This window comes from Phytohabitans sp. LZ39 (genome assembly GCF_059359075.1).
Genome location: NZ_JCADBM010000008.1, coordinates 220,511 through 239,625, shown reverse-complemented (window position 1 = coordinate 239,625; position 19,115 = coordinate 220,511). Strand labels below are relative to the sequence as shown.

The 19,115-nt window shown below is 72.1% G+C and carries 12 protein-coding genes; 7 read left to right on the top strand and 5 right to left on the bottom strand.

The features are described 5' to 3' along the window. Window positions 1-6: 6 nt before the first annotated feature. Genes AC5L36_RS18170 through AC5L36_RS18145 form a run of 6 tightly spaced genes read left to right on the top strand, consistent with a single transcriptional unit; the run spans window position 7 to window position 10,365 of the window. Window positions 7-1,515, top strand: coding sequence for an FAD-dependent oxidoreductase (locus tag AC5L36_RS18170; protein ID WP_441217487.1), 1,509 nt, complete (start codon window positions 7-9; stop codon window positions 1,513-1,515). Then, window positions 1,512-4,781, top strand: a complete 3,270-nt coding sequence (locus AC5L36_RS18165; RefSeq protein ID WP_441217485.1) for a glycoside hydrolase family 38 N-terminal domain-containing protein — start codon at window positions 1,512-1,514, stop codon at window positions 4,779-4,781. Before AC5L36_RS18170 ends, AC5L36_RS18165 begins: the two co-directional genes overlap by 4 nt. 12 nt (window positions 4,782-4,793) lie before the next feature. Continuing rightward, complete coding sequence (locus AC5L36_RS18160) at window positions 4,794-6,416, top strand: extracellular solute-binding protein (protein ID WP_441217483.1); 1,623 nt, start codon at window positions 4,794-4,796, stop codon at window positions 6,414-6,416. A gap of 6 nt (window positions 6,417-6,422) precedes the next feature. Then, the gene (locus AC5L36_RS18155; RefSeq protein ID WP_441217482.1) at window positions 6,423-7,409 is read left to right on the top strand and encodes an ABC transporter permease; all 987 of its coding nucleotides are present in this window, start codon (window positions 6,423-6,425) and stop codon (window positions 7,407-7,409) included. Further along, the gene (locus AC5L36_RS18150; protein WP_441217480.1) at window positions 7,403-8,290 is read left to right on the top strand and encodes a carbohydrate ABC transporter permease; all 888 of its coding nucleotides are present in this window, start codon (window positions 7,403-7,405) and stop codon (window positions 8,288-8,290) included. The genes AC5L36_RS18155 and AC5L36_RS18150 overlap by 7 nt, the downstream gene beginning before the upstream one ends. A gap of 20 nt (window positions 8,291-8,310) precedes the next feature. Beyond that, a complete protein-coding gene (locus tag AC5L36_RS18145) occupies window positions 8,311-10,365 on the top strand; it encodes a putative phage tail protein (RefSeq protein ID WP_441217478.1) in 2,055 nt (684 codons plus the stop codon). Here the strand turns inward: AC5L36_RS18145 and AC5L36_RS18140 are convergent. The 4 genes from AC5L36_RS18140 to AC5L36_RS18125 all read right to left on the bottom strand — a co-directional run bounded on the left by AC5L36_RS18140 (window position 10,362) and on the right by AC5L36_RS18125 (window position 16,889). Further along, window positions 10,362-11,543, bottom strand: a complete 1,182-nt coding sequence (locus AC5L36_RS18140; protein ID WP_441217476.1) for a metallophosphoesterase — start codon at window positions 11,541-11,543, stop codon at window positions 10,362-10,364. The genes AC5L36_RS18145 and AC5L36_RS18140 overlap by 4 nt on opposite strands. A gap of 66 nt (window positions 11,544-11,609) precedes the next feature. Further along, the gene (locus AC5L36_RS18135; protein WP_441217474.1) at window positions 11,610-12,749 is read right to left on the bottom strand and encodes a trypsin-like peptidase domain-containing protein; all 1,140 of its coding nucleotides are present in this window, start codon (window positions 12,747-12,749) and stop codon (window positions 11,610-11,612) included. Then, window positions 12,746-15,745, bottom strand: a complete 3,000-nt coding sequence (locus AC5L36_RS18130) for a hypothetical protein (protein ID WP_441217472.1) — start codon at window positions 15,743-15,745, stop codon at window positions 12,746-12,748. The genes AC5L36_RS18135 and AC5L36_RS18130 overlap by 4 nt, the downstream gene beginning before the upstream one ends. After that, the gene (locus AC5L36_RS18125) at window positions 15,738-16,889 is read right to left on the bottom strand and encodes a hypothetical protein (protein ID WP_441217470.1); all 1,152 of its coding nucleotides are present in this window, start codon (window positions 16,887-16,889) and stop codon (window positions 15,738-15,740) included. The genes AC5L36_RS18130 and AC5L36_RS18125 overlap by 8 nt, the downstream gene beginning before the upstream one ends. A gap of 195 nt (window positions 16,890-17,084) precedes the next feature. On the opposite strand from AC5L36_RS18125, the gene AC5L36_RS18120 reads away from it, so the two are divergent. Continuing rightward, the gene (locus tag AC5L36_RS18120) at window positions 17,085-17,861 is read left to right on the top strand and encodes a rhomboid family intramembrane serine protease (RefSeq protein ID WP_441217468.1); all 777 of its coding nucleotides are present in this window, start codon (window positions 17,085-17,087) and stop codon (window positions 17,859-17,861) included. Between the two features lie 30 nt (window positions 17,862-17,891). Here AC5L36_RS18120 and AC5L36_RS18115 read toward each other — a convergent pair whose 3' ends face one another. Further along, entirely contained in the window at window positions 17,892-19,028 is a 1,137-nt protein-coding gene (locus tag AC5L36_RS18115; protein WP_441217726.1) for an HNH endonuclease signature motif containing protein, read from the bottom strand. Window positions 19,029-19,115 lie beyond the last annotated feature (87 nt).

The window sequence follows — 19,115 nt, the reverse complement described above, 5'->3', positions numbered from 1 at the left end:
GCGGCGATGGACGAGCCCGACGTCGTCATCTACGGGGCGACGCTGGCCGGCGTCATGGCCGCGCTCCGCCTGCGCCTGCGCGGCCTGCGCTGCCTCGTGCTCGAACCGACCGGCCACGTCGGCGGCATCGTCGCCGGCGGCCTGGTGAAGACCGACACGCCCACAGTGGACAGTGCGCTCGCCGGGCTCACCCGCGACCGCTTCTTCGCCGGCATCGGCGCCGAGTACGGCGTGGACGGTCCACAGTATCTGTTCGAGCCCAAGGTCGCGTCGCGGGTCGCCCAGCGCCTGCTCGACGAGGCGAAGGCGACCGTCTACACCGGACACCGGATCCACGGCCCGGCCGACGTCGAGGTCACCGGGCGGCGCGTCACCGGGGTACGCGTGGCCGGTCGGTGGGTCCGCGCGACGTTCGCCATCGACGCCTCGTACGAGGGCGACCTTCTCGCCGCCGCCGGCGTGCCGTACACGGTGGGACGGGAGCCGGCCTCCCGCTACGGCGAGCCGCTCGCCGGCTTCCAGCCCGCGCGGGCGTACCGGCGGGGGCCGTTCCGGCCGAATACCGGCTACCCGGTCGGCCCGGTGCCGGACACCGCGCCGGGCGAGGGCGACGCCAAGACACAGGCGTACAACTTCCGGGGCGTGCTCGCCACCGGTCCGGACCGCCTGCCGTTCCCGCGGCCCGACGGCTACGACCCGCGCCGGTACGGCCACCTGCGGCAGCTCATCACGGATCGGGGCATCGCCGGCCTGTCGTCGATCGTCACGCACACGGCCGCGCTGCCGGGCGGCAAGTACCAGACCAACCAGGCGCTCTTCTTCGGCTTCGACCTGCCCGGCGCCGCCTGGGACTACCCGGACGGCACCTGGCGCCGCCGCGACGAGGTGATCGCCGAGCAGGTGCGCTGGCACCAGGGCATGCTCTACTGGCTGGCCAACGACCCGGCACTCCCGGCGAGCTTCCGGGCGGACACGCGGCGCTTCGGGCTGCCGCCGGACGAGTTCGTGGACAGCCCGCACGGGCCGGGCTTCCCGCACGCGCTCTACGTGCGCGAGGCGCGGCGTATGGTCGGCGCCCACGTGCTCACCCAGCACGACCTGCTCCGGCCGGACAACACCAAGGCGACGCCGGTGTGCTGCTGGCAGTACCCGATGGACAGCCACGTCGTGCAGATGTACGCCGAGGGCGACGACACGGTCGTGGGGGAGGGCACGCTCAGCGGCACCGAGCAGAACCCGCCCGCCGACCCGTACCAGATCCCCGCCGAGTGCCTTTTCCCGGCGGCCGGCGGCGTGGAGAACATCGCGGTGCCGGTCTGCTTCTCGGCCAGCCACGTCGGGTTCAGCTCGCCCCGTATGGAGCCCACGTTCGGCATGCTGGGCGAGGCGTGCGGGGAGCTGGCCGCCCAGTCCGTCCACACCGGACGGCCCGTGCAGCGGTACGACTACGCCGCGCTGGCGGCGGCGCTCACCGAGCACGGTGCGGCGCTGTCCATCCCGGGTCTGGCGCGATGATCGAGCCGCTGACGTTCCAGCCCGGCCCCCTCGACGCGGCCGGCGGCTGGCGCTCCCACACCGTCGAGGCGGCGTTCACCGTGCCGTCCGCCGGCGCGTGGACGCTGCGGCTGGAGTTCGCCGCCGGCCACGGCCCCTGCCCCGACCTCGCCGTCGAGGTGGACGGCACGCACCGCGGCTTCTTCCACCCGGCGGTGCGGCGCGAGGACCGGGCCACCGTGTACCGGCACGGGCCGATCGCCGGCGACGTCACGCTCGACGTGCCCCTGCCCGCGCTGGCGCCCGGCGACCACGTGGTGACCCTGACGACCACACTCGACTCGGCGGCGGCGACCGGGCTGGCGGTCGAGGTCGAGAAGGGCCGGCACCGGGAGCAGTTCGGCCACCACTTCGGCAGCGGCATCACCTGGTACGCGATCACGCTGGTCGCCGGGTCGGTCGAGACGCCGCCCAACCTTGTCGCCACGCCGCTCTACGTCGAACGCGACGGCACCCTGCACGAGCTACTGGAGCTGACCGTCTCGGTGCCGCCGGACACGCCCTGGCCGTCGCGGGCCACGGTGCGGATCGGCGGCGCCGACCACCTGCTCTACCTGGCCCGGCCGGACCGCGACTTCGGCCACGTCCGGGTGCGCTTCCCGGTGCCGGCCTTCACCGGACCGACGGTCGCGCGGGTCACCGTCGACGATGGACAGCCGGTCGAGGCGGTCCTGGAGCCGGCGCGCAAGTGGACACTCCACCTCGTGCCGCACGTGCACCTCGACGTGGGCTACACCGACGTACAGGGCAAGGTGCTCGAGCTGCACAGCCGCAACCTCGACCGGGCCCTCGCCGCCCTCGACGGCGACTTCTGCTTCTCGGTGGACGGCTCGCTGGTCGTGGGGGAGTACCTGGCGACCAGGTCCGGCAAGCGCGCCGAGGCCCTGATGGAGGCGCTGCGCTCCGGGCGGATCTCGGTGAACGCCTTCCACAGCCTCTTCCTGTCCGGCGTCGCCAGCCTGGAGGAGGTCTACCGGGCCGCGTACCTCTCCGCCCGCCTGCGCGACGAGCACGGCGTCCCGGTCACCTACGCCAACCTCACCGACGTGCCCTCGTACAGCGCGGCGCTGCCGTCCATGCTGTGCGCGCTCGGCGTCGACGCGTTCGTCGGCATCGAGAACCACCACCGCGGCGGCAATGCCGACAGCGACGCCCAGCACCTGGCCAGCCCCGTGCAATGGGAGGGCGTGGACGGCAGCCGGGTGCTCACCCACTTCTCCGACACGTACTCGCAGCTCCGCTTCATGGTCGGCGACCCGCAGACGATCGCCGGCGGCGCGCACGCCTTCTGCCGCCTGCTGGCCCGCTACGAGCGCCCGGACTACCTCCCGCACGACCTCGCGGTCATCGGCACCCACGCGGACAACGAGGACCTCGCCGATGGCGACGCCGGCTTCGCCGCCCGGTGGAACGCGGTCTACGCCTACCCGCGGCTCGCGGTGTCCACGATGGCCGGTTACCTGGACGCGGTTCGTCCGCTCGCCGACCGGCTGCCGGTGTGGCGCGGCGACGGCGGCAGCTACTGGGAGGACGGCGTCGGCACCGGCGCCACCGTGACCGCCGAGCACCGCCGGACGCAGGCCGTGCTGCCCGCCGCCGAAGGGCTCGCCGCGCTCGTGGCGCACGCCGACCCGGGATACCGCCCGCACCGGGCCGCGCTCGACGCCGCGTGGGAAGGCGCGCTCTTCGGCTGCGAGCACACCTGGACCTGGGCGCACGCCAACGCGCACCCGCACGGCGAGCAGGTCGGCGACCAGCTCGACTGGAAGCGGTCCCGGGTGCACGCCGCCTACCGCACCGCCGTCGACGAGACCCGCCGGGCGCTCAGCCAGCTCGGCGAGCTCGTCACCACCGGCGGCCCCACCCTGCTCGTGCACAACCCGCTCGGCTGGGCGCGGGACATCGACGTGGAGGTGGAGGCGCCGGCCGGCACCGCCTACCCGGTGCCGGCCGAGCTGCTCGCCGACTCTGCCGGGCTGCACCGCTTCCGGCTCACCGTGCCGGACGTACCCCCGTTCGGCTACCGGGCGCTGCCGGTCAGCGATGGACGCACGCTCGCACCGGGCGAGGAGGACGGCAGCGGCGCTGTCGTCGCCGCCCCGGACGACGGCTGGCGACCCGTGCCGCCCCGGCTCACCACCGACCGCTGGTGGGTCACCTGTGACCCCGAGACAGGTGCGGTGGTCGGCCTCACCCACCGGGAGACGGGCCGGGAGCTGCTCGACGGCACCGTCGGCGAGGTGCTCTACGTCCTCAACGGACCGGACGCGCTGACCCGCACCAGCATGCTCGGCCGGCTGCCCGGGGCCGAGCCACCCGACCTCACCGTCACCCCGGCCACCATGCGGCCGGTCGGGCTGCGCCGCACCTACGACGGCTGGCGGCTGCGCGCCACCGGGAGCGCCCCCAGCCTGCCCCGGGTCGAGGTCGACGTCCTGCTGCGCGACCACACCGACCGGGTCGACGTGCTCGTCCGCCTGGACAAGGAGCGGGTGCTCGCCAAGGAGTCGGTGTACGTGGCGTTCCCGTTCGCGGCCGACGAACCGGTCTTCCGGTACGACCGGCAGCAGGGCTGGATCGACCCGGCCCGCGACCACGCGCCCGGCGCCTGCCAGGAGTGGTTCACCACCCAGCACGGCGTCGTGGTCGCCAGCGGCCCGGACGGCCCGGCGACCGCGTGGACCTCGGCCGACGCACCACTCTTCACCGCCGGGGACATCGTGCGCGGCACCTGGCCCACCGAGTTCCGCCCGGCGAGCGGCGCGGTCTTCTCCTGGGTCATGAACAACTACTGGCCCACCAACACCCCGCCGGAGCAGGACGGCTCGCTGCTGTTGCGGTACGCGTTCACCCCGCTGCCCGCCTTCGACCCGGTGGCGGCCGGGCGGTTCGGCCGCGAGGTCCGGGCCGCCGAGGCGGTCTCCGAGGTGACCCGGCTGGACAAGTTCGACACCGACCCGAGGCCGCTGCCCGGCACCGCGGCTTCCCTGCTGGACCTGGAGCTGCCGGCCTGGGTACACGCCACGGTGGCCGAGCCGCGCACCGGCGAAGGGCTGCTCGTGCGCATCCAGGACCTGGGCGGCCGGGGCGGCACCGTGCGGCTGCGCCACCCCGCGACCCTCTGCCGCGCCGACGAACACCCCCTGGCCGACCTGCCCGCGGAGGAGGACGGCCGGGTGCCGGTCGACCTCGGCCCCTGGCAGGTCGTGACCCTCATCCTCCACTGACTAGGAGACGCCATGCGTGACATGTCCTTGAGCCGGCGACGCTTCCTCACCCTCAGCGGCGGTGCCGCGCTCGCCACCGCCGGCGGCGGGCTGCTCGCGGCGTGCGGCGGCGACAGCGCCGACTCCGGCGGCCAGCCCGTCGCCAGCACCGTGAAGCTGCCCGCGTACCAGCCGTCCACATTGGTCAAGCCGGACCTGGCCAGCACGGCCGACGGCGTGATGTCGGCGTACTACGACTTTCCACGCGACGCGGTCACCGCCGTCACCGGCAAGCCCGCCGAGGGCCTCGGCGAGGTCAGCATCCTGACCAACATCCTCGCCGCGGTGCCGCCCGCCCTCGGCGGCAACGCCTACTGGCGGGAGCTGAACACCCGGGCCGGCGCCGAGCTGGACATCACCATGACGCCGCAGGGCGACTACCTCCAGAAGCTCTCGACCGTCGTGGCCGGCGGCGACCTGCCCGACGTCATGCTCATCTCCAGCACGCTCGCCAACCGGGCCGACGTGCTCACCCGGCTCTGCGCCGACCTCACCGAGCTGCTGTCCGGCGACGCCGTCAAGAAGTACCCGAACCTGGCGAACTTCCCGACCGACTCCTGGCTCAACACCGTCTACAACGGAGGGATCTTCGCGATCCCGATCCCGCGGGCGATCGTCGGCACCATCATGTTCGCCCGGCAGGACGTGATCCGGCAGCGCGGCCTGCCGGCGGCGCCGGCCAGCTACGCCGAGTTTCACGAGCTGGCCCGCGGACTGACCGACACCAAGGGCAACAAGTGGGCCTTCGGCAACATCAAGCAGGTCATCGTCTACATCGGCAACATGCTGAACGTGCCGAACGTGTGGCGCGAGCAGGGCGGCAAGTTCACCCACGAGATCGAGACCCCGGAGCGCAAGCGGGCCGTCGGGCTGGCCGCCGAGATGTTCAAGGAAGGGCTCTTCCACCCCGACGCGCCGGGTAACAAGCTCCAGTACCGCGACCTCTTCGGCGCCGGCACCCTCTCGCTCGTCCCGGACGGATACGCGGCCTGGGACATCCTCGCCAACACCTACCCGGAGGCGGAGGTGGGCGGCATCCCCGAGCCCGGCTTCGACGGCGGGCAGGGCACGCACCGGGCCGGCACCACGTCGTTCGGGCTGACCGCGTTCAAGAAGGCGGACAAGGGCCGGCTCGAAGGCCTGCTGCGGCTCTGCGACTGGCTCGCCACGCCCCTCGGCACCAGCGAGTACCTGTTCCGCAAGTACGGCGTCGAGGGCGTGGACTTCACCTGGGTGGGCGGCAAGCCGAAGCGCACACCCGTGGGCGAGACGCAGGTGAAGCTGCCGCTGGAGTACATCACCGACGCGCCGCACGTGCTCGGCCCCGGCCCGCGCGAGCGGGTCGACGCCCAGCGCGCGTACCAGGAGAAGGTAGTGCCCAAGGTGGTGCGCAACCCCGCCGAGGGCCTCTACTCGCCGACGGCGGTGAGCAAGGCGAGCGCCCTCGCGAAGATCGTCGACCAGGCGGAGCTGGACATCGTCGCCGGCCGCAAGCCGCTCGACTCCTGGGACGACGCGGTCAAGCAGTGGCGCCAGGCCGGCGGCGACAAGGCCCGCGCCGAGTTCGAGTCCGCGCTGAGCCAGAAACCGAGCTGAGGCGCGATGGTGACCCTGACCTCGCGGCGCCGCGCGGCCTCCACTGTGGACCCGCGGCCACCGGCCGCACGCCGCGGCCCGGCCACCGGGTGGCAGCGCTTCAAGCGGGACCGGTTTCTGCTGCTGCTCGGCCTGCCGGGGCTGCTGCTGGTGCTGCTGTTCCAGTACGTGCCGCTGCTGGGCAACGTGATCGCCTTCAAGGACTACCAGCCGTACCTCAGCATCTGGGAGGCGCCGTGGGTCGGGTTCCAGAACTTCGATGTGATCTTCAACGGCGACCCGGCGTTTCTCGACGCGCTGAAGAACACCCTGATCATCTCGTTTCTCCAGGTCGCGTTCGTCTTCCCGGTGCCGATCGCGCTGGCGCTGCTGCTCAACAGCCTCGTCAGCGAACGGATGAAGCGGCTCGTGCAGTCCGTGCTGTACCTGCCGCACTTCATGTCCTGGGTCATCGTGGTCGCGCTCTTCCAGCACATGCTCGGCAACGCGGGCATCTACAACAACTGGGCGCGCCAGCACGACTTTCCGGGCCTGTCGATCATCGGCAACCCGGACCTCTTCTACGCGCTGGTCACCTCGCAGGTCATCTGGAAGGACGCCGGCTGGGGGACGATCATCTTCCTGGCCGCGATCTCCCGGGTCGACCTCCAGCTGTACGAGGCGGTCGCGGTCGACGGCGGTGGGCGGATGCGCCAGCTGTGGCACGTCACGCTGCCGGCGATCCGGCCGGTCATCGTGCTGCTGCTCATCCTCAAGCTCGGTGACGTGCTCTCGGTCGGCTTCGAGCAGATCATCCTCCAGCAGGGCCAGGTCGGCCTGGACTCCGCCGAGGTGCTCGACACCTACGTCTACAACCACGGCGTCGTCGGCGGCGAGTGGGGCACGGCCGCGGCGGTCGGTCTCGTCAAGGGCGTGATCGGCGCCGGGCTCGTGCTGGCCGCCAACAAGATCGCCCATCTGTTCGGCGAGAGAGGGGTGTATTCGCGATGGTGAGCGGCACCCTCAACCCGGCCAAGCCGCCGGGCCTCGCCGTCCGCGGTCTCAAGGGCGTCGTGCTGGCGCTGTGCTGCGCGGTCGTGGTGGTGCCGTTCGTCGCGGTCATCGCCACCTCGCTCGCCGACCAGAAGCAGATCGCGGCCGCCGGCGGGTACGTGCTGTGGCCGGAGAACCCGTCCCTGGACGCGTACCGCGCCATCTTCCGCGGCGGGGTGGTCACCCGCGCGCTGCTGGTCTCCGTCGGCGTCACCACCGTCGGCACCGCGCTCTCCGTCGCGGTCGTCGCGATGCTGGCGTACGCGCTGTCCCGGCCGGAGAGCTGGGGGCACCGGCCGATGCTGCTGCTGGTGCTGTTCACCATGCTCTTCAGCGCTGGCGTCATCCCCAACTACCTGCTCATCAAGCAGCTCGGGCTCATCGACTCGTACTGGTCGCTGATCCTGCCCACGATGGTCTCCGGTTTCCAAGTGATCATCATGCGGGCGTTCTTCCTGGAGGTGCCCCGCGAGATAACGGACGCGGCGCGCATCGACGGGGCGAGCGAGCTCCAGATCCTCACCCGCGTCATGCTGCCGCTCTCCAAGGCCGTGGTCGCCGTCGTCGGCCTGTTCAACGCGGTCAGCTACTGGAACGCCTTCTTCAACGCCGTCCTGTACATCAACTCCACCGACAAGTGGCCGCTCCAGCTGGTGCTCCGCACGTACGTGATCGACAACGCGGTGCTCGGCGGCGGCGACGTCTCCGGCGAGGTGCTGCCCCCGCAGCAGTCGCTCCAGATGGCCATCCTGGTCGTCTCCCTCGTACCCATCTGTCTCGTGTACCCGTTCCTCCAGCGGCACTTCGCCAAGGGCGTCGTCATCGGCGCCGTGAAGGGCTGACCCCCCACTTAGGAGGCACAATGACCAACCTCAGCCGACGCGGGTTCTCCGTCCTGGGCCTCGCCGGCGCCGCTCTCGCCGTCTCGGCCACCCCCGCACACGCCGGCCCGCGCCGAGCGCTCGGCGTCGACGACATCGCCACCGTCGACGCGCTCCGCACCACCCGCGGCACCAGCCACGGGCAGCAGCTGCACCTGCTCGGCTACCACCTCGACACCCCCGGCCGGGGCGGCGGCCCGGTCTACTGGGACGCCGACGCCACCGAGCCCGACAACGGCGGCACCGTCTTCGCGGTCGCCGGGGTTGCCACCGGCCGGTGGAAGCGGCCGTACGAGAACCGCGTCGACCTGGCCTGGTGGGGCTGGCGCGGCACCGGCGCCGAGGACGACTCCGGCAAGGTGCGGGCCGCGGTCGCCGCACTGCCGGCCGGCGGCGTCGTCGAGGCCGGTCCGGGCAAGGTCCGGATCCAGAGCACGGTCACCGTCGAGCGCGTCCCCATCACGTTCGTCGGCGCCGGCGCCACGGACAGCCTCGACCCGGGTACCCAGTTCGTCGTCGCCACCGTCGACAAGGACGGCTTCCTCCTGCGCGGCGCGCATGGTGGCGGCTTCCGCGACCTCGCGATGCGCGGCGAGGGCTTGACGGGCGGCAACCTCGTCGCGACCGAGCGGATCGGAGCGGCCACAGAGGACGGCAACTATCTGCTGACGTTTCTCAACTGCCGCTTCCGCGACGGGTACAACGGCATCCGGCTGCGCTCGTGCAACACGGTGCGTTTCCACAACTGTGTCTGGAACGGCTTCAGCGGCCAGCAGGTGATCCTCCTCAATGGAGAGAAGACGACCTCCCGCGCCGACCCGGTGGAGTTCGTACAGTGCGCGATCGCCGCCGGCACCGCCAACCCGGGCACCGACAACGTCGTGGTCGACGGGCAGGGCGGCTCCATCAAGTTCATCTCCACCGCTGTCCTCTTCGGACGGCATGGGGTGTGGATGCGCAACACGACCGGCGAGGGGCTGCCCAAGTTCCTCTACTTCGAGGGCGGCGGCTTCGAAAACGGGCACGGCGTGCCGGTGCTGCTGGAGGCGGGCGGCCAGGCCGTCTTCGCCAACACGTACATCTCCGCCGACGGCGAGCACGACAACGTGCGGATCGGCAAGGACTTCACCGGCATGGCGTCGTTCACCGGCTGCCACATCCGGGGCAGCGGGCGCAACGGCATCGACATCGCCTCCACCCGGGTTACGGTCACCGGCTGCGTCATCGGCAACAACGGGCGCACCGCGCACACCGCGTTCACCCGGGCGATCGCCGCAGTGGCGGACAACGGCGCCGGCAAGGTGCGGGTGACCACGGCGGTGCCGCACGGCTGGGAGACCGACGACCGGATCACCCTCCAGGACGTCGGCGGCACCACCGAGGCGAACGGCAAGTGGCGGATCGCCGCCGTCTCGCCGACGCAGTTCGACCTTCCCGACGTGGCGTTCGCGCACGCCTATACGAGCGGCGGCACGGCCTGGCGCAACGGAGCGGGCATCAACATCCGCGCCGACGCGTCCCGGGTCGTGGTGGTGGGCAACGCGATCGGCTCGCTCCCCGACGGCGCCGCCCGGCAGGACTACGGCATCGTAAGCGCCGCGGCGGACGTGCTCGTCGCCGACAACGACCTCAACGGCAACACCGCCGGCCCGTACCTGCTGCTCGGCGACCAGACCGCGCAGACCCGCTGGACCGGCAACAAGGGCGTGGAGCAGGTCGACGGGTGGCTCAGCGCCCGCCTGACCGGCGCGGTCGCCGACGGCCTGCACGACCTGACCAACCTGCTCTATGTGGACGGTCAGCGCCTCAAGGTCACCCGCGTGGTGCGGAAGGTGGGCGCCGGCACCTGCGACGTGCGCCTGGAGACGGCCGGCTCCACCGCGCTGGGCGCGACCACGACCGTGGAGTCGACGCGCCTCTCCCGCCCGTACACAGTGGATGGTCTGAGCGCACCGCTGAGGCTGCGGCTACGCGTGTCGAACGCGGCGGCGGCGTCCGATCTGGAAGTGCAGTTCGGGTACCAGGTGGTCGCCTAACCCGCGCGGAGGGTGAGCAGCGTGATCTCGCTGCGGGCGAAGACCCGCAGCGGTGGGCCCCAGAAGCCGGTGCCGTTGCTGGTGTAGAGCTGGGTGCGCGCGCCGTGGCGGCTCAGCCCGCTCACGGTGGGCTGGTCGAGCCGCACCAGATAGTGGAACGGCCAGATCTGCCCGCCGTGGGTGTGGCCGGAGATCTGTAGGTCGACGCCGTGGGCGACCGCGGCGCCGACCTGCTTCGGCTGGTGCGCGAGCAGCAGCACCGGCAGGTCCGGGTCGGCGCCGGCGAGCGCCGCCGCGTGATCGGCCCGGTGGCCGGCCAGCCCCGACCCGGCCGCCGTGCGGTCGTCGACGCCGGCTACGACAAGGCGGTCACCGCCCCGCTCGACCACCAGGTGACGGTTGTGCAGCGCGTCCCAGCCCAGCTCAGCCATGCGGCCCATCCACGCCTCGGCCTCGCCGAAGTACTCGTGGTTGCCGGTCACGTACGCCCGCGCGAACCGGGCCCGCACGTCACCGAGCGGTGCCGACTGCGCCCGCCGCTGCTCGACGCCGCCGTCGGCGATGTCGCCGGTGTGGCACACGACGTCGGCGTCCAGCTCGTTGACGACCTCGACCACCCGGGCCGACCAGCGGGCCCGGTCGATCGGGCCGTAGTGGGTGTCGGTCAGCAGCACGACCCGCAGGCCGTCGAGGCCGGCGCCGAGCCGGGGGAGCGTGACGTCGATCCGCTTGACCCGGGGCACCCGCATCGCCTCGACGTAGCCCCACACCACCAGGACGGCCGAGACGCCGAGGACCGCCGCGGCGACGACCCGCGACCGGGTGGGGTCGGCCACGCCGGCGGCCGCGAGGACCAGGCGGAGCAGGTTGCCCGCGATGGCCCAGACGAAGAGCACCCAGATCACCCCGAGCGTGGTGTCGCCCGCCACAGCCGCCGCGTCGAGCCGGCGCGGCCCGTGGCCGAGGACCATGAGCGCCGGGAACGCGACGACCGCCACCGCGAACAGCACTGTGCCCGTGGCGACGACGCCGGTGGGCCAGGCCGCGCCCGAGGCGACGAGCGTCCACCAGGGCACGCCGAAGAGCAGGAGCAGGATCGCGGTCAGGACCGCGCCGAACCGCAGGGCCCGCACCCACCGCCTGGTGGGCGCCGCCTCCACTGCCTCACTGACCGCCACGCCCGCACTCCTCGCTCGTCGTCAGTGCAGCATGACACCGGATGCCCGGGAACGACCACCGGCAGGTCAGGGGACCGCTTCGTCTATCTCGGTGCGTAGCTCCGGGTGGTGGTTTTTCACATGGTCGAGGATGGCGGACATCTGGGTGCCGAAGTTGACCACCGCCGTGCTCTTTCCCTGGAACGTCACCCCCTGTGCGGTACGCGATCCGCGGTGCAGCGCGACGACTCGCCAGTCGTCGTCGCAGACCGGAGAACCGGACGAGCCGCGCATCGTGTCGGTGAAGTACCGGATGCTGGTCTGGTCGGCCGCGGTGACGAGGTTGTTGCGAAACGCGACCCGTTTCTCGTTGCCGCCCGGGTGCTGGATGATGTTGACGGGGCGGTAGTCGTTGGCGGCGTGGGTCAGCGGCGCGCGGGCCAGCGCCAGCGGGGCGCGGTCGTCGACCGGCGCGGCAAGTCGCAGGATCGCGAAGTCGAGGTCCTCGCGGGGGTTCCACGCCTCGATCTGGCTCACCGGACGGTCGAGACCCTGCGCGTTCGCGCTGTCGAAGTCGAACCTGGCGATGGTCCCGGCCGCCTGCGCGCGCAGGTCCGCCTCGCCGGCGTTGGGCTCGAGGTCGCCCCTGGCGTTGACGACGTGGTGGTTGGTGACCAGCAGCTGCGGCGTGATGAGCCATCCGGTGCCGAGGTAGACGGCCGGGGCGCCGGCGGCGGTGGTATGCGGGGTCCCGTTGTCGAAGCGGGGCACCAGCAGCTTGGCCACCGACGCTCCCACGCGGGCGCCCCGGGCGAGGAACCCGAAGCTGACCATGTCGTCCTGGTGCACGATCGCCTCGTTGTTGACCACCTCGGGCAGCGACGCCGGGTCGGGCAGCTCGGCCCGGCCGGACGCCTGGCCCACCACCGTCTCCAGGTATCGGTGGAAGACCGCCGCCTCCGTCAGCGGCGCCGCGAGGGTGCCGGCCTCGCGCAGCCAGATCTGGAGCGGCACCGTGCCGTCCGCGAGGCGCTCCACCTGGTTCATCCTCGTGAGGTCGGACCGCAGCTGAAACAGCGGGTTGCCCATCTGGTTGAGGGTCAGCGCGTAGCTCCGGTTGACGTCCGACAGCAGGATCTTGCGCGCCTCCGCGTCGGCGAGGCCGGCGCCGAGCGCGGCCCGCACCACCTCCTCCAGCTGTTCGTGGGTGAGGTATCGAAAGGTCACGGCGACTCCTCGGGGGTCAGGAACAGCCGGGCGAGGACCGCGGAGCCCAGCTCACGCGAACGGCTGTCGGCCGCGAGCAGCGGGATCAGCTGCTCGTAGAACTCGCTGAGCCGGCCGGCGTCCTGGAGCCGTTCGAGAAGCTCCCGCATCGACTCGTGGGACGGCTTGACGCTGAGGCGGATGGTGCGCGCGAAAGCCGTGGTGCGCTCCCACGCCCGCAGGTCTTGCGGGACGACCTCGGCGAGCAGCTCCGCGAGCAGGTCTCGCTGGCCGGCGGTGAGGCGGGCCGCGCCGATTGTCCGCATCAGCCGCAGGAGCAGGTCAGGGTGGTCGAAACCGACTGCGGCCACGCCGCTGCGGACGAGGCCGGTGTGCGCCCGCCACTCCTCGTCCGACAGACCCGCGAGCGCGCGGGCCAGGCTTTCCCGCAGGGCGGGCGTGGGCGTCAGCTCCAGCCGCTCCAGGTGTACCCGCAGATGGCGCACCGGGTCGGCGAGGAGCGTGGCGAGCTGGTGGGCCTGGGCCAGCTGCTCCTCGGCGGCCTCGCGATGGCGCAGCTCCCGGGAGATCTGGGCGGCGAGCAGCAGGGTGTCGACCATGCGGGCCCGGTCGCCGGACCGGCTGGCCGCGCGGATCGCGAGCCGGACGCACGCTTCGGCCTCGGGCCAGTCGCCGAGGAGCGCGAGCGCCCGCGCGCGCAGCAGGTGCAGGGGGCTGGCCGCGGACCACCGGCGGGTGCTGCGCTCGCGGAGCTCGCGCAGCGCGGTGTCGTAGTGACCCTGGTTGATCGACTCTTCGGCCAGCCGCGCGGCGTACTCTTCCCACTCCTGCGTGTCGGCCTGCCGCAGCACCTCCTCGGGCAGGCGGATGCCGAGGCGCGTGGCGAGCACGGCCTGGCCCACCACCGGCAGCTCGTCCAGCGCGCCGCGCAGGTCCTCCTCGACACCGTCGAGCCAGCGCTCCTCGATCACCTCGGCCGGCTGGGTGAGCTGAAGCCGGTGGTAGATCTCCTCAGCGCGGGCCTGGGTGGCCGGCGAGAGCTCGGGGTGCCCGGCGTAGTACCGGACCGCCAGGCGGTCGATCTCCGCGACCTGCTCGGGCTTGTCGCGGCGGATGAGCTTGAGCATGACGCGGCGCACGTCGGGGCGGTGCCGCAACGCGCCGTCCGGCTCGACCGTCACCAGCGCCGCCTCGCGCCGCAACGCCTCGAACAGCTCGCGCGCCCGCTCGTCGGTGGGGACCGCCACGCCGCACGGCTCCTGGAGCACCTCCCGGATGATCTGCGGGGTGATCCGTCGCAGCACCAGGCCGGGATGCGCCAGCCGCCGGACGTCGGGATCCTTGATGTGCCTGAGGATCCGCTGGTACAGCTGGCCCTGTACGACGTTTTCACCGGCGGAGAAGAAGAGCAGCCGGGTGGTGTCGAGCCGTTCGATGCCGGTGCGGTCGCTGCCGGCCTCACGCTCCTTGCGGTAGACCAGCGCGGCGAGCTTGAGGCTGAGCGGGTTGCCGCCGACGTCGTGGTGTATCTCCGCCGCGGCGTCCGGTGCGACGCCCATGCGGCGCAGCAGCTCGGTAGCCGACTCTTCGTCGAACTCGTGCAGTGGCTTGGGCCGCAGCGCCTCGCCCGTGGTGGGCACCGCATCCAGTGGCACGCGACCGAAGACCACCAGCCGCAGCCGGGGAAACTCCTCGCGGAGCGTGTCGAGCAGGGACCACAGGCGCAGCTCGTGCTCCACGCCGCGGTTTTGCACCTCCTCGTACGTGTCCACCACGATCAGCAGCGGCAGGTGGTAGGTGCCCTCGTCGTCGGTGCGCCGGGCCAGGCGGCGCACGATCCGCGCGAACTCGCTGTACAGCTTGGACTGCCGGCCCTCCGCCGCCGCGGACCGGCGGGAAGCGTGCAGGCTGGCGGGTGCCTCGCTCTCCGCCTCCGGCTCGCGCTCGACCATCCGCTCGACATCGGCGACGAACTCCTCCAGCGTGGTGCGGCCGGACGGGTACTGCACCGCCAGCTGGCGGGCCGCCTCGCGCAGCAGGGTCACCGGCCGGGCCGCCACCAGGGCCGGGTTGTCGAAGTCGAGGTACGCGTACGGGAACCGCAGCTCCGGCGCGACGGTCGCGTGGTCGAGCAGAAACTTGGCGATGAGCGTGGACTTGCCGACGCCGCCCGGCGCGTAGTACATCAGCGCCGGCCGTTGCGGGCGGTCGAGCAGGTCGCGCACCGAGGCACGGAAGCTCGCGGCGGCGGTCGACGGCGGCCGGACACCCACGTAGTCGCTCAGCCGGCGCAGCTCGTCCGACCGGCTCACGAAATGCTCGGCCAGCTGCTCGAACGTCGATACCAGCCGCTTTTCCTCGATGAGTCGCCGGATCTCCTCGGGCTCGGGAAGCGGAAGCTGGGTGCCTTCCAGCCACCGCACCGCCTGGAGCGTCCGGGACAGGTCGTCGACCGACTGCTCGGCCAGGGGCGGCGCCGCTCCCGTGATCTGGCCTTCGAACGCGCGCTGCATCGGGTCGTCGGCGGGCCGCTCGGGGACCGCCTCCAGCTCCGCGACCAGGGCTTCGCGGGTGCCCAGCTCACCCAACGTCTCCCGGCGCAGCTCCGGCCTGAGCATCCAGCGGTTGTGGCCGGCCGCGGCGGGCGCGGGCACGAGGTCGCTGGCGAGCTCGCCGAGCGTCGCCTGCGGCTCGTCGCGGTGCGCCGCGGGCAGGAGCGCCGCCGGATCGCAGTCGGACAGCACGGCCGCCCGCCGCCGGAACGCCACGCGGGCCGGGCTCGGCGGCGGCTCCGCGGGCGTGACGGCCATGCCCGGCTGGACGAGCGACGTGGCCAGGCGGGTGAGCGCTTCGGCGACGTCGGCGGATATCTGCTCGCCGGCCGGTACGATCTCGGCGAACCGTTCGGCCGCGCGGTCGACGTCGGCCGCCTGCCCCTCGTCCGGGTCGGACGTCTGCGCGAGCAGCCGGCGCAGGACCTCGTCGGCGCTAGGCATGGGACATCAACGCCACACTGTCGCGCAGGCGGGCGTTGAGCTTGGCGAGGCGCTGCCCGTTCGCCGGCAGGTCCTTGAGGGCCAGGAAAACCGCCATCTTGACGGCCGCCGGCGGCATCTCGGTGCCGGTGGCGCCGGACAGCAGGTGGTCGAAGAACGGCTCGAGGTCGACCTCGCCGATCGGGCCGACGTCTTCGTGCACCGAGGACGTATTCGCCAGCAGGGCCGGCGGGAAGCCGATCAGCACGAGCCGGATCGCCGGCTCTTCGTTGCGGCGGGCGACCTGCTCGGCCAGCTTGGCGACGAAGCGCACGGTGTCCTCGTTGAGGTCGGGCTCGTGCAGCCGGTCGATCACCAACCACCACTGCTTGCGGGTCTTGCCGGCCTCTTCGAGCAGCCACTGGCACAGGTACTCGTTCATGCGGTCGGGCGTCGCGATGCCGGCCGGTTTGCTGGCGGTGTCTACGAGCATCGCCTCGGCGAGAATCGTGGTCAGGTCGGTCGGCATGGTGGTGGAGCCGCCGTGCCGCGGCACCCGCGCGAGCGCGACCCACGGAGGCGCCGGCCGGCTCTCCAGCGGGGTGTCGAACGCGGCGACGCGCTGGTGGCGTACGTAGTGCTCCAGCAGGTCGACGGTGTAGGTGCGGCCGCTCTTCTCCGGACCGTTGACGACGAGCACCGCGGGCGGCCGGCTCGTCCCGGCGCCCGCCCCGGCCTCCGGCGCGGTGCACATGGCGCGCAGATGCGCGCGGAGCATCTTGCGGTTGACGAACGGCATGCCCGCCGCGGGCAGCCAGATGCTGTCGAGGGGGTCGGGCATGGCCGGCCCGCACCATTCCGGCGGCTTGGCCTTGATTCGCTGGATCAATCCGTCGAGCTCCGGCAGCGTTATCTGGATATGCGACAACAACCGGTAGAGCCAGGGCGGAAGGTGCCGCCAGGCATCCTCCTCGCATCGCGTCACGGTGATGCGGGCCCATTCCAATGGGCTCTGCCCGGAGGGCAGCCGCGCCGCGAAATCGTGGTCGTCGACCAGCGTGGTGAGGGTCGCGCGGGGTTGGTCGTTTGCGTCCAGGTAGAGGGCGATCGCGTGGATCACCACTTCACGTTCCTCGGCGGTCAACATCGCGACCCCTGTTTCCATGTCCTTTCGCCGACGACAGCCAGCATCCGCCGGTCGGGAGGACCATTCAACCCCTGCCGGAGTGATAGTGAGTCAAGTATCGGACGTATCGTTTCGGCGATCACATCGCTATCCAGTCCACGTCCAGTCACTATTCCCAACTTCTGTGCGTCCCCGCTGCTCAATGGCCCGGGTGCCGCTGGTCCCGCTCAGCCGGTGAATGGCAGACTCTGGGCTCGTGGACGATCAAGGGCCCCACGCCTGACGCTCCTCACGCTGATCGCGCTGGCGGTGGCGGTGGTGGCGGTGCTGGTGCAGTACACGGTGCCCGACGCCGTACCGCTGCTGGAGCGCGACCCGGACGGGCTGCGGGAGGGCGAGCTGTGGCGCGTTGTCACGCCGCTGCTGGTGCAGACGCTGGGTTGGTACCAGGTGGTGGCCAACCTGGCGTCGCTGGCGGTGGTCGGCGTGGTCGCGGAGTGGGTGCTGGGACGCGCGCGCTGGCTCGTGTCGCTGGCCGCCGGCACCGCTGGCGGCCAGATCGCCGCATACGTCTGGCACGAGCCCGGCGGCGGAAGCTCGATCGCGATCTGCGGCCTAGCCGGCGGGCTGGTCGTCACACTGCTGGCCCGCCGCACCCCACCGCACCGGCTCGCGGCGGAGGCGGTGGTGTACTACGTCGCCGCGCTGGCCGGCTGGGGTCTGCTCGGCCCGGCCGGTGCCGTAGCCGCCTGCGTGGCGGCCGGTCTGGGCATCCGCGGCCTGGAGTGGGCGGCGGGCGCGGCGACGGCACACCGCGTAGCGCTGGCCGGTGCGGTCGCGTGCGCGCTGGGCTTGGCCACGCTCGGCGACCTGCACGGCGCATCCCTGACCGCGAGCATGGCGGTGACGGCCGCACTGACCACATGGGACAGACGGAGAGGCGGGCTACTCCGGAGCGGTGGGCAGGGATCCGCAGGTGGCGGCGCTGACCACGAACGTTTATCGGGTTGATCGCCAGGTTGGAGGGTGGCCCACCGCTCGTCACGTCCTGAGGTGGTAGGGGTTGCGGCGGGGCCGTCGGTGCGGGTCCACGTAGGCGGGTGGGATGAACTCGGGCAGTCCTTCGCCGCTGAGCCGGACGGTCCAGTGTCCACGGTGGATGATGCGGTGGTGGTAGCCGCACAGCAGCACGCCGTTGTCCAGGCTGGTGGGCCAGCCGTCGGCCCAGGGGCGGATGTGGTGTCCGTCGCACCAGCGTGGCGGCCGGTCGCAGCCGGGGAAGGCGCAGCCGCGGTCGCGTAGCTCCAACGCGCTTCGTATCCTCCCGGTGAACAGTCGCCGTCTGCGGCCCACGTCGAGCACTTGGCCGTCGCCGCCGGGGACGGCAGGGATCAGCTGGGCGTCGCAGGCCAGCTGGCGGACCTGGGTGGCGCTGAGCCTGCCGCCGGTGTCCAGCGTCCCGACCCCGACCTTCTGGTGCAGGACGTCGTAGGGGACGGTGACCACCACGTGCGGCGGCTGCCCACCGCTATCCGGCAGCTGCCCGGTGCGGGTGGCCAGCCCGCAGACCTCGACCAGGGCGTCCGCGCGGCGCTGGGCCGGGGTGCGGGGCGCGTCGTGGTCATCGCGGGGCGCGCACAGCGGGTCTAGGGCGGCGTTGACGGTGGCGGCGCTGGCTTCGTCGAGCCAGCCGGTCACCCGGACCCGACCGTCTCCCTGGCGGGTGAGGTGGAACGCCCGACCCCGGTGCGCGCGTTCTTCCATCCGCCGCAACGCGGCGGCGTCAGCGGCGTCGGCGATCTGCGGTGCGACGTGGGCGAGGATCCGCTGGCCGGCTTTGCGCAGGATCGTCGGCTCGAACTGCCCGGCCTGACCGATCAGCACCGCTTCGGCCCTGTCGACCAGCTCCGGGCCGAGGTCGGCGGGCAGTTCGTGGATCGCGGCCGCGACGACGGCGGCTTGCTCGGCGTTGACCACACCGGCTGCCAGGGCCGCATCGAGGGCGGGGCGGTGGTCGAGGGCCGCGTCCCGGACAAGGTGTAACTCCGTGGCTGTAATAGTCTGCGCGATCTCGTGAATTGCATCGAGACAATCGACGAGCTGGGCGTCGGAAAGCGACCACGCCGATGCGTTAGCACACTCGGCCCCGAGGGCCTTGAGCTGTGCCAACGCATCCACTATCACCGACTAATCGTCCCGCGCCGTCACCAAGAACACAGGCGCTATACGCCGACAATAGCGATCGATACCACAGTATCGTGGCAC

Bases quoted from the DNA above. Each gene is read 5' to 3' on its own strand.
- AC5L36_RS18170 (WP_441217487.1), top strand. From the start codon at position 7: ATGGACGAGCCCGACGTCGTCATCTACGGGGCGACGCTGGCCGGCGTC.
- AC5L36_RS18165 (WP_441217485.1), top strand. From the start codon at position 1,512: ATGATCGAGCCGCTGACGTTCCAGCCCGGCCCCCTCGACGCGGCCGGC.
- AC5L36_RS18160 (WP_441217483.1), top strand. From the start codon at position 4,794: ATGCGTGACATGTCCTTGAGCCGGCGACGCTTCCTCACCCTCAGCGGC.
- AC5L36_RS18155 (WP_441217482.1), top strand. From the start codon at position 6,423: ATGGTGACCCTGACCTCGCGGCGCCGCGCGGCCTCCACTGTGGACCCG.
- AC5L36_RS18150 (WP_441217480.1), top strand. From the start codon at position 7,403: ATGGTGAGCGGCACCCTCAACCCGGCCAAGCCGCCGGGCCTCGCCGTC.
- AC5L36_RS18145 (WP_441217478.1), top strand. From the start codon at position 8,311: ATGACCAACCTCAGCCGACGCGGGTTCTCCGTCCTGGGCCTCGCCGGC.
- AC5L36_RS18130 (WP_441217472.1), bottom strand. From the start codon at position 15,745: ATGCCTAGCGCCGACGAGGTCCTGCGCCGGCTGCTCGCGCAGACGTCC.
- AC5L36_RS18125 (WP_441217470.1), bottom strand. From the start codon at position 16,889: ATGGAAACAGGGGTCGCGATGTTGACCGCCGAGGAACGTGAAGTGGTG.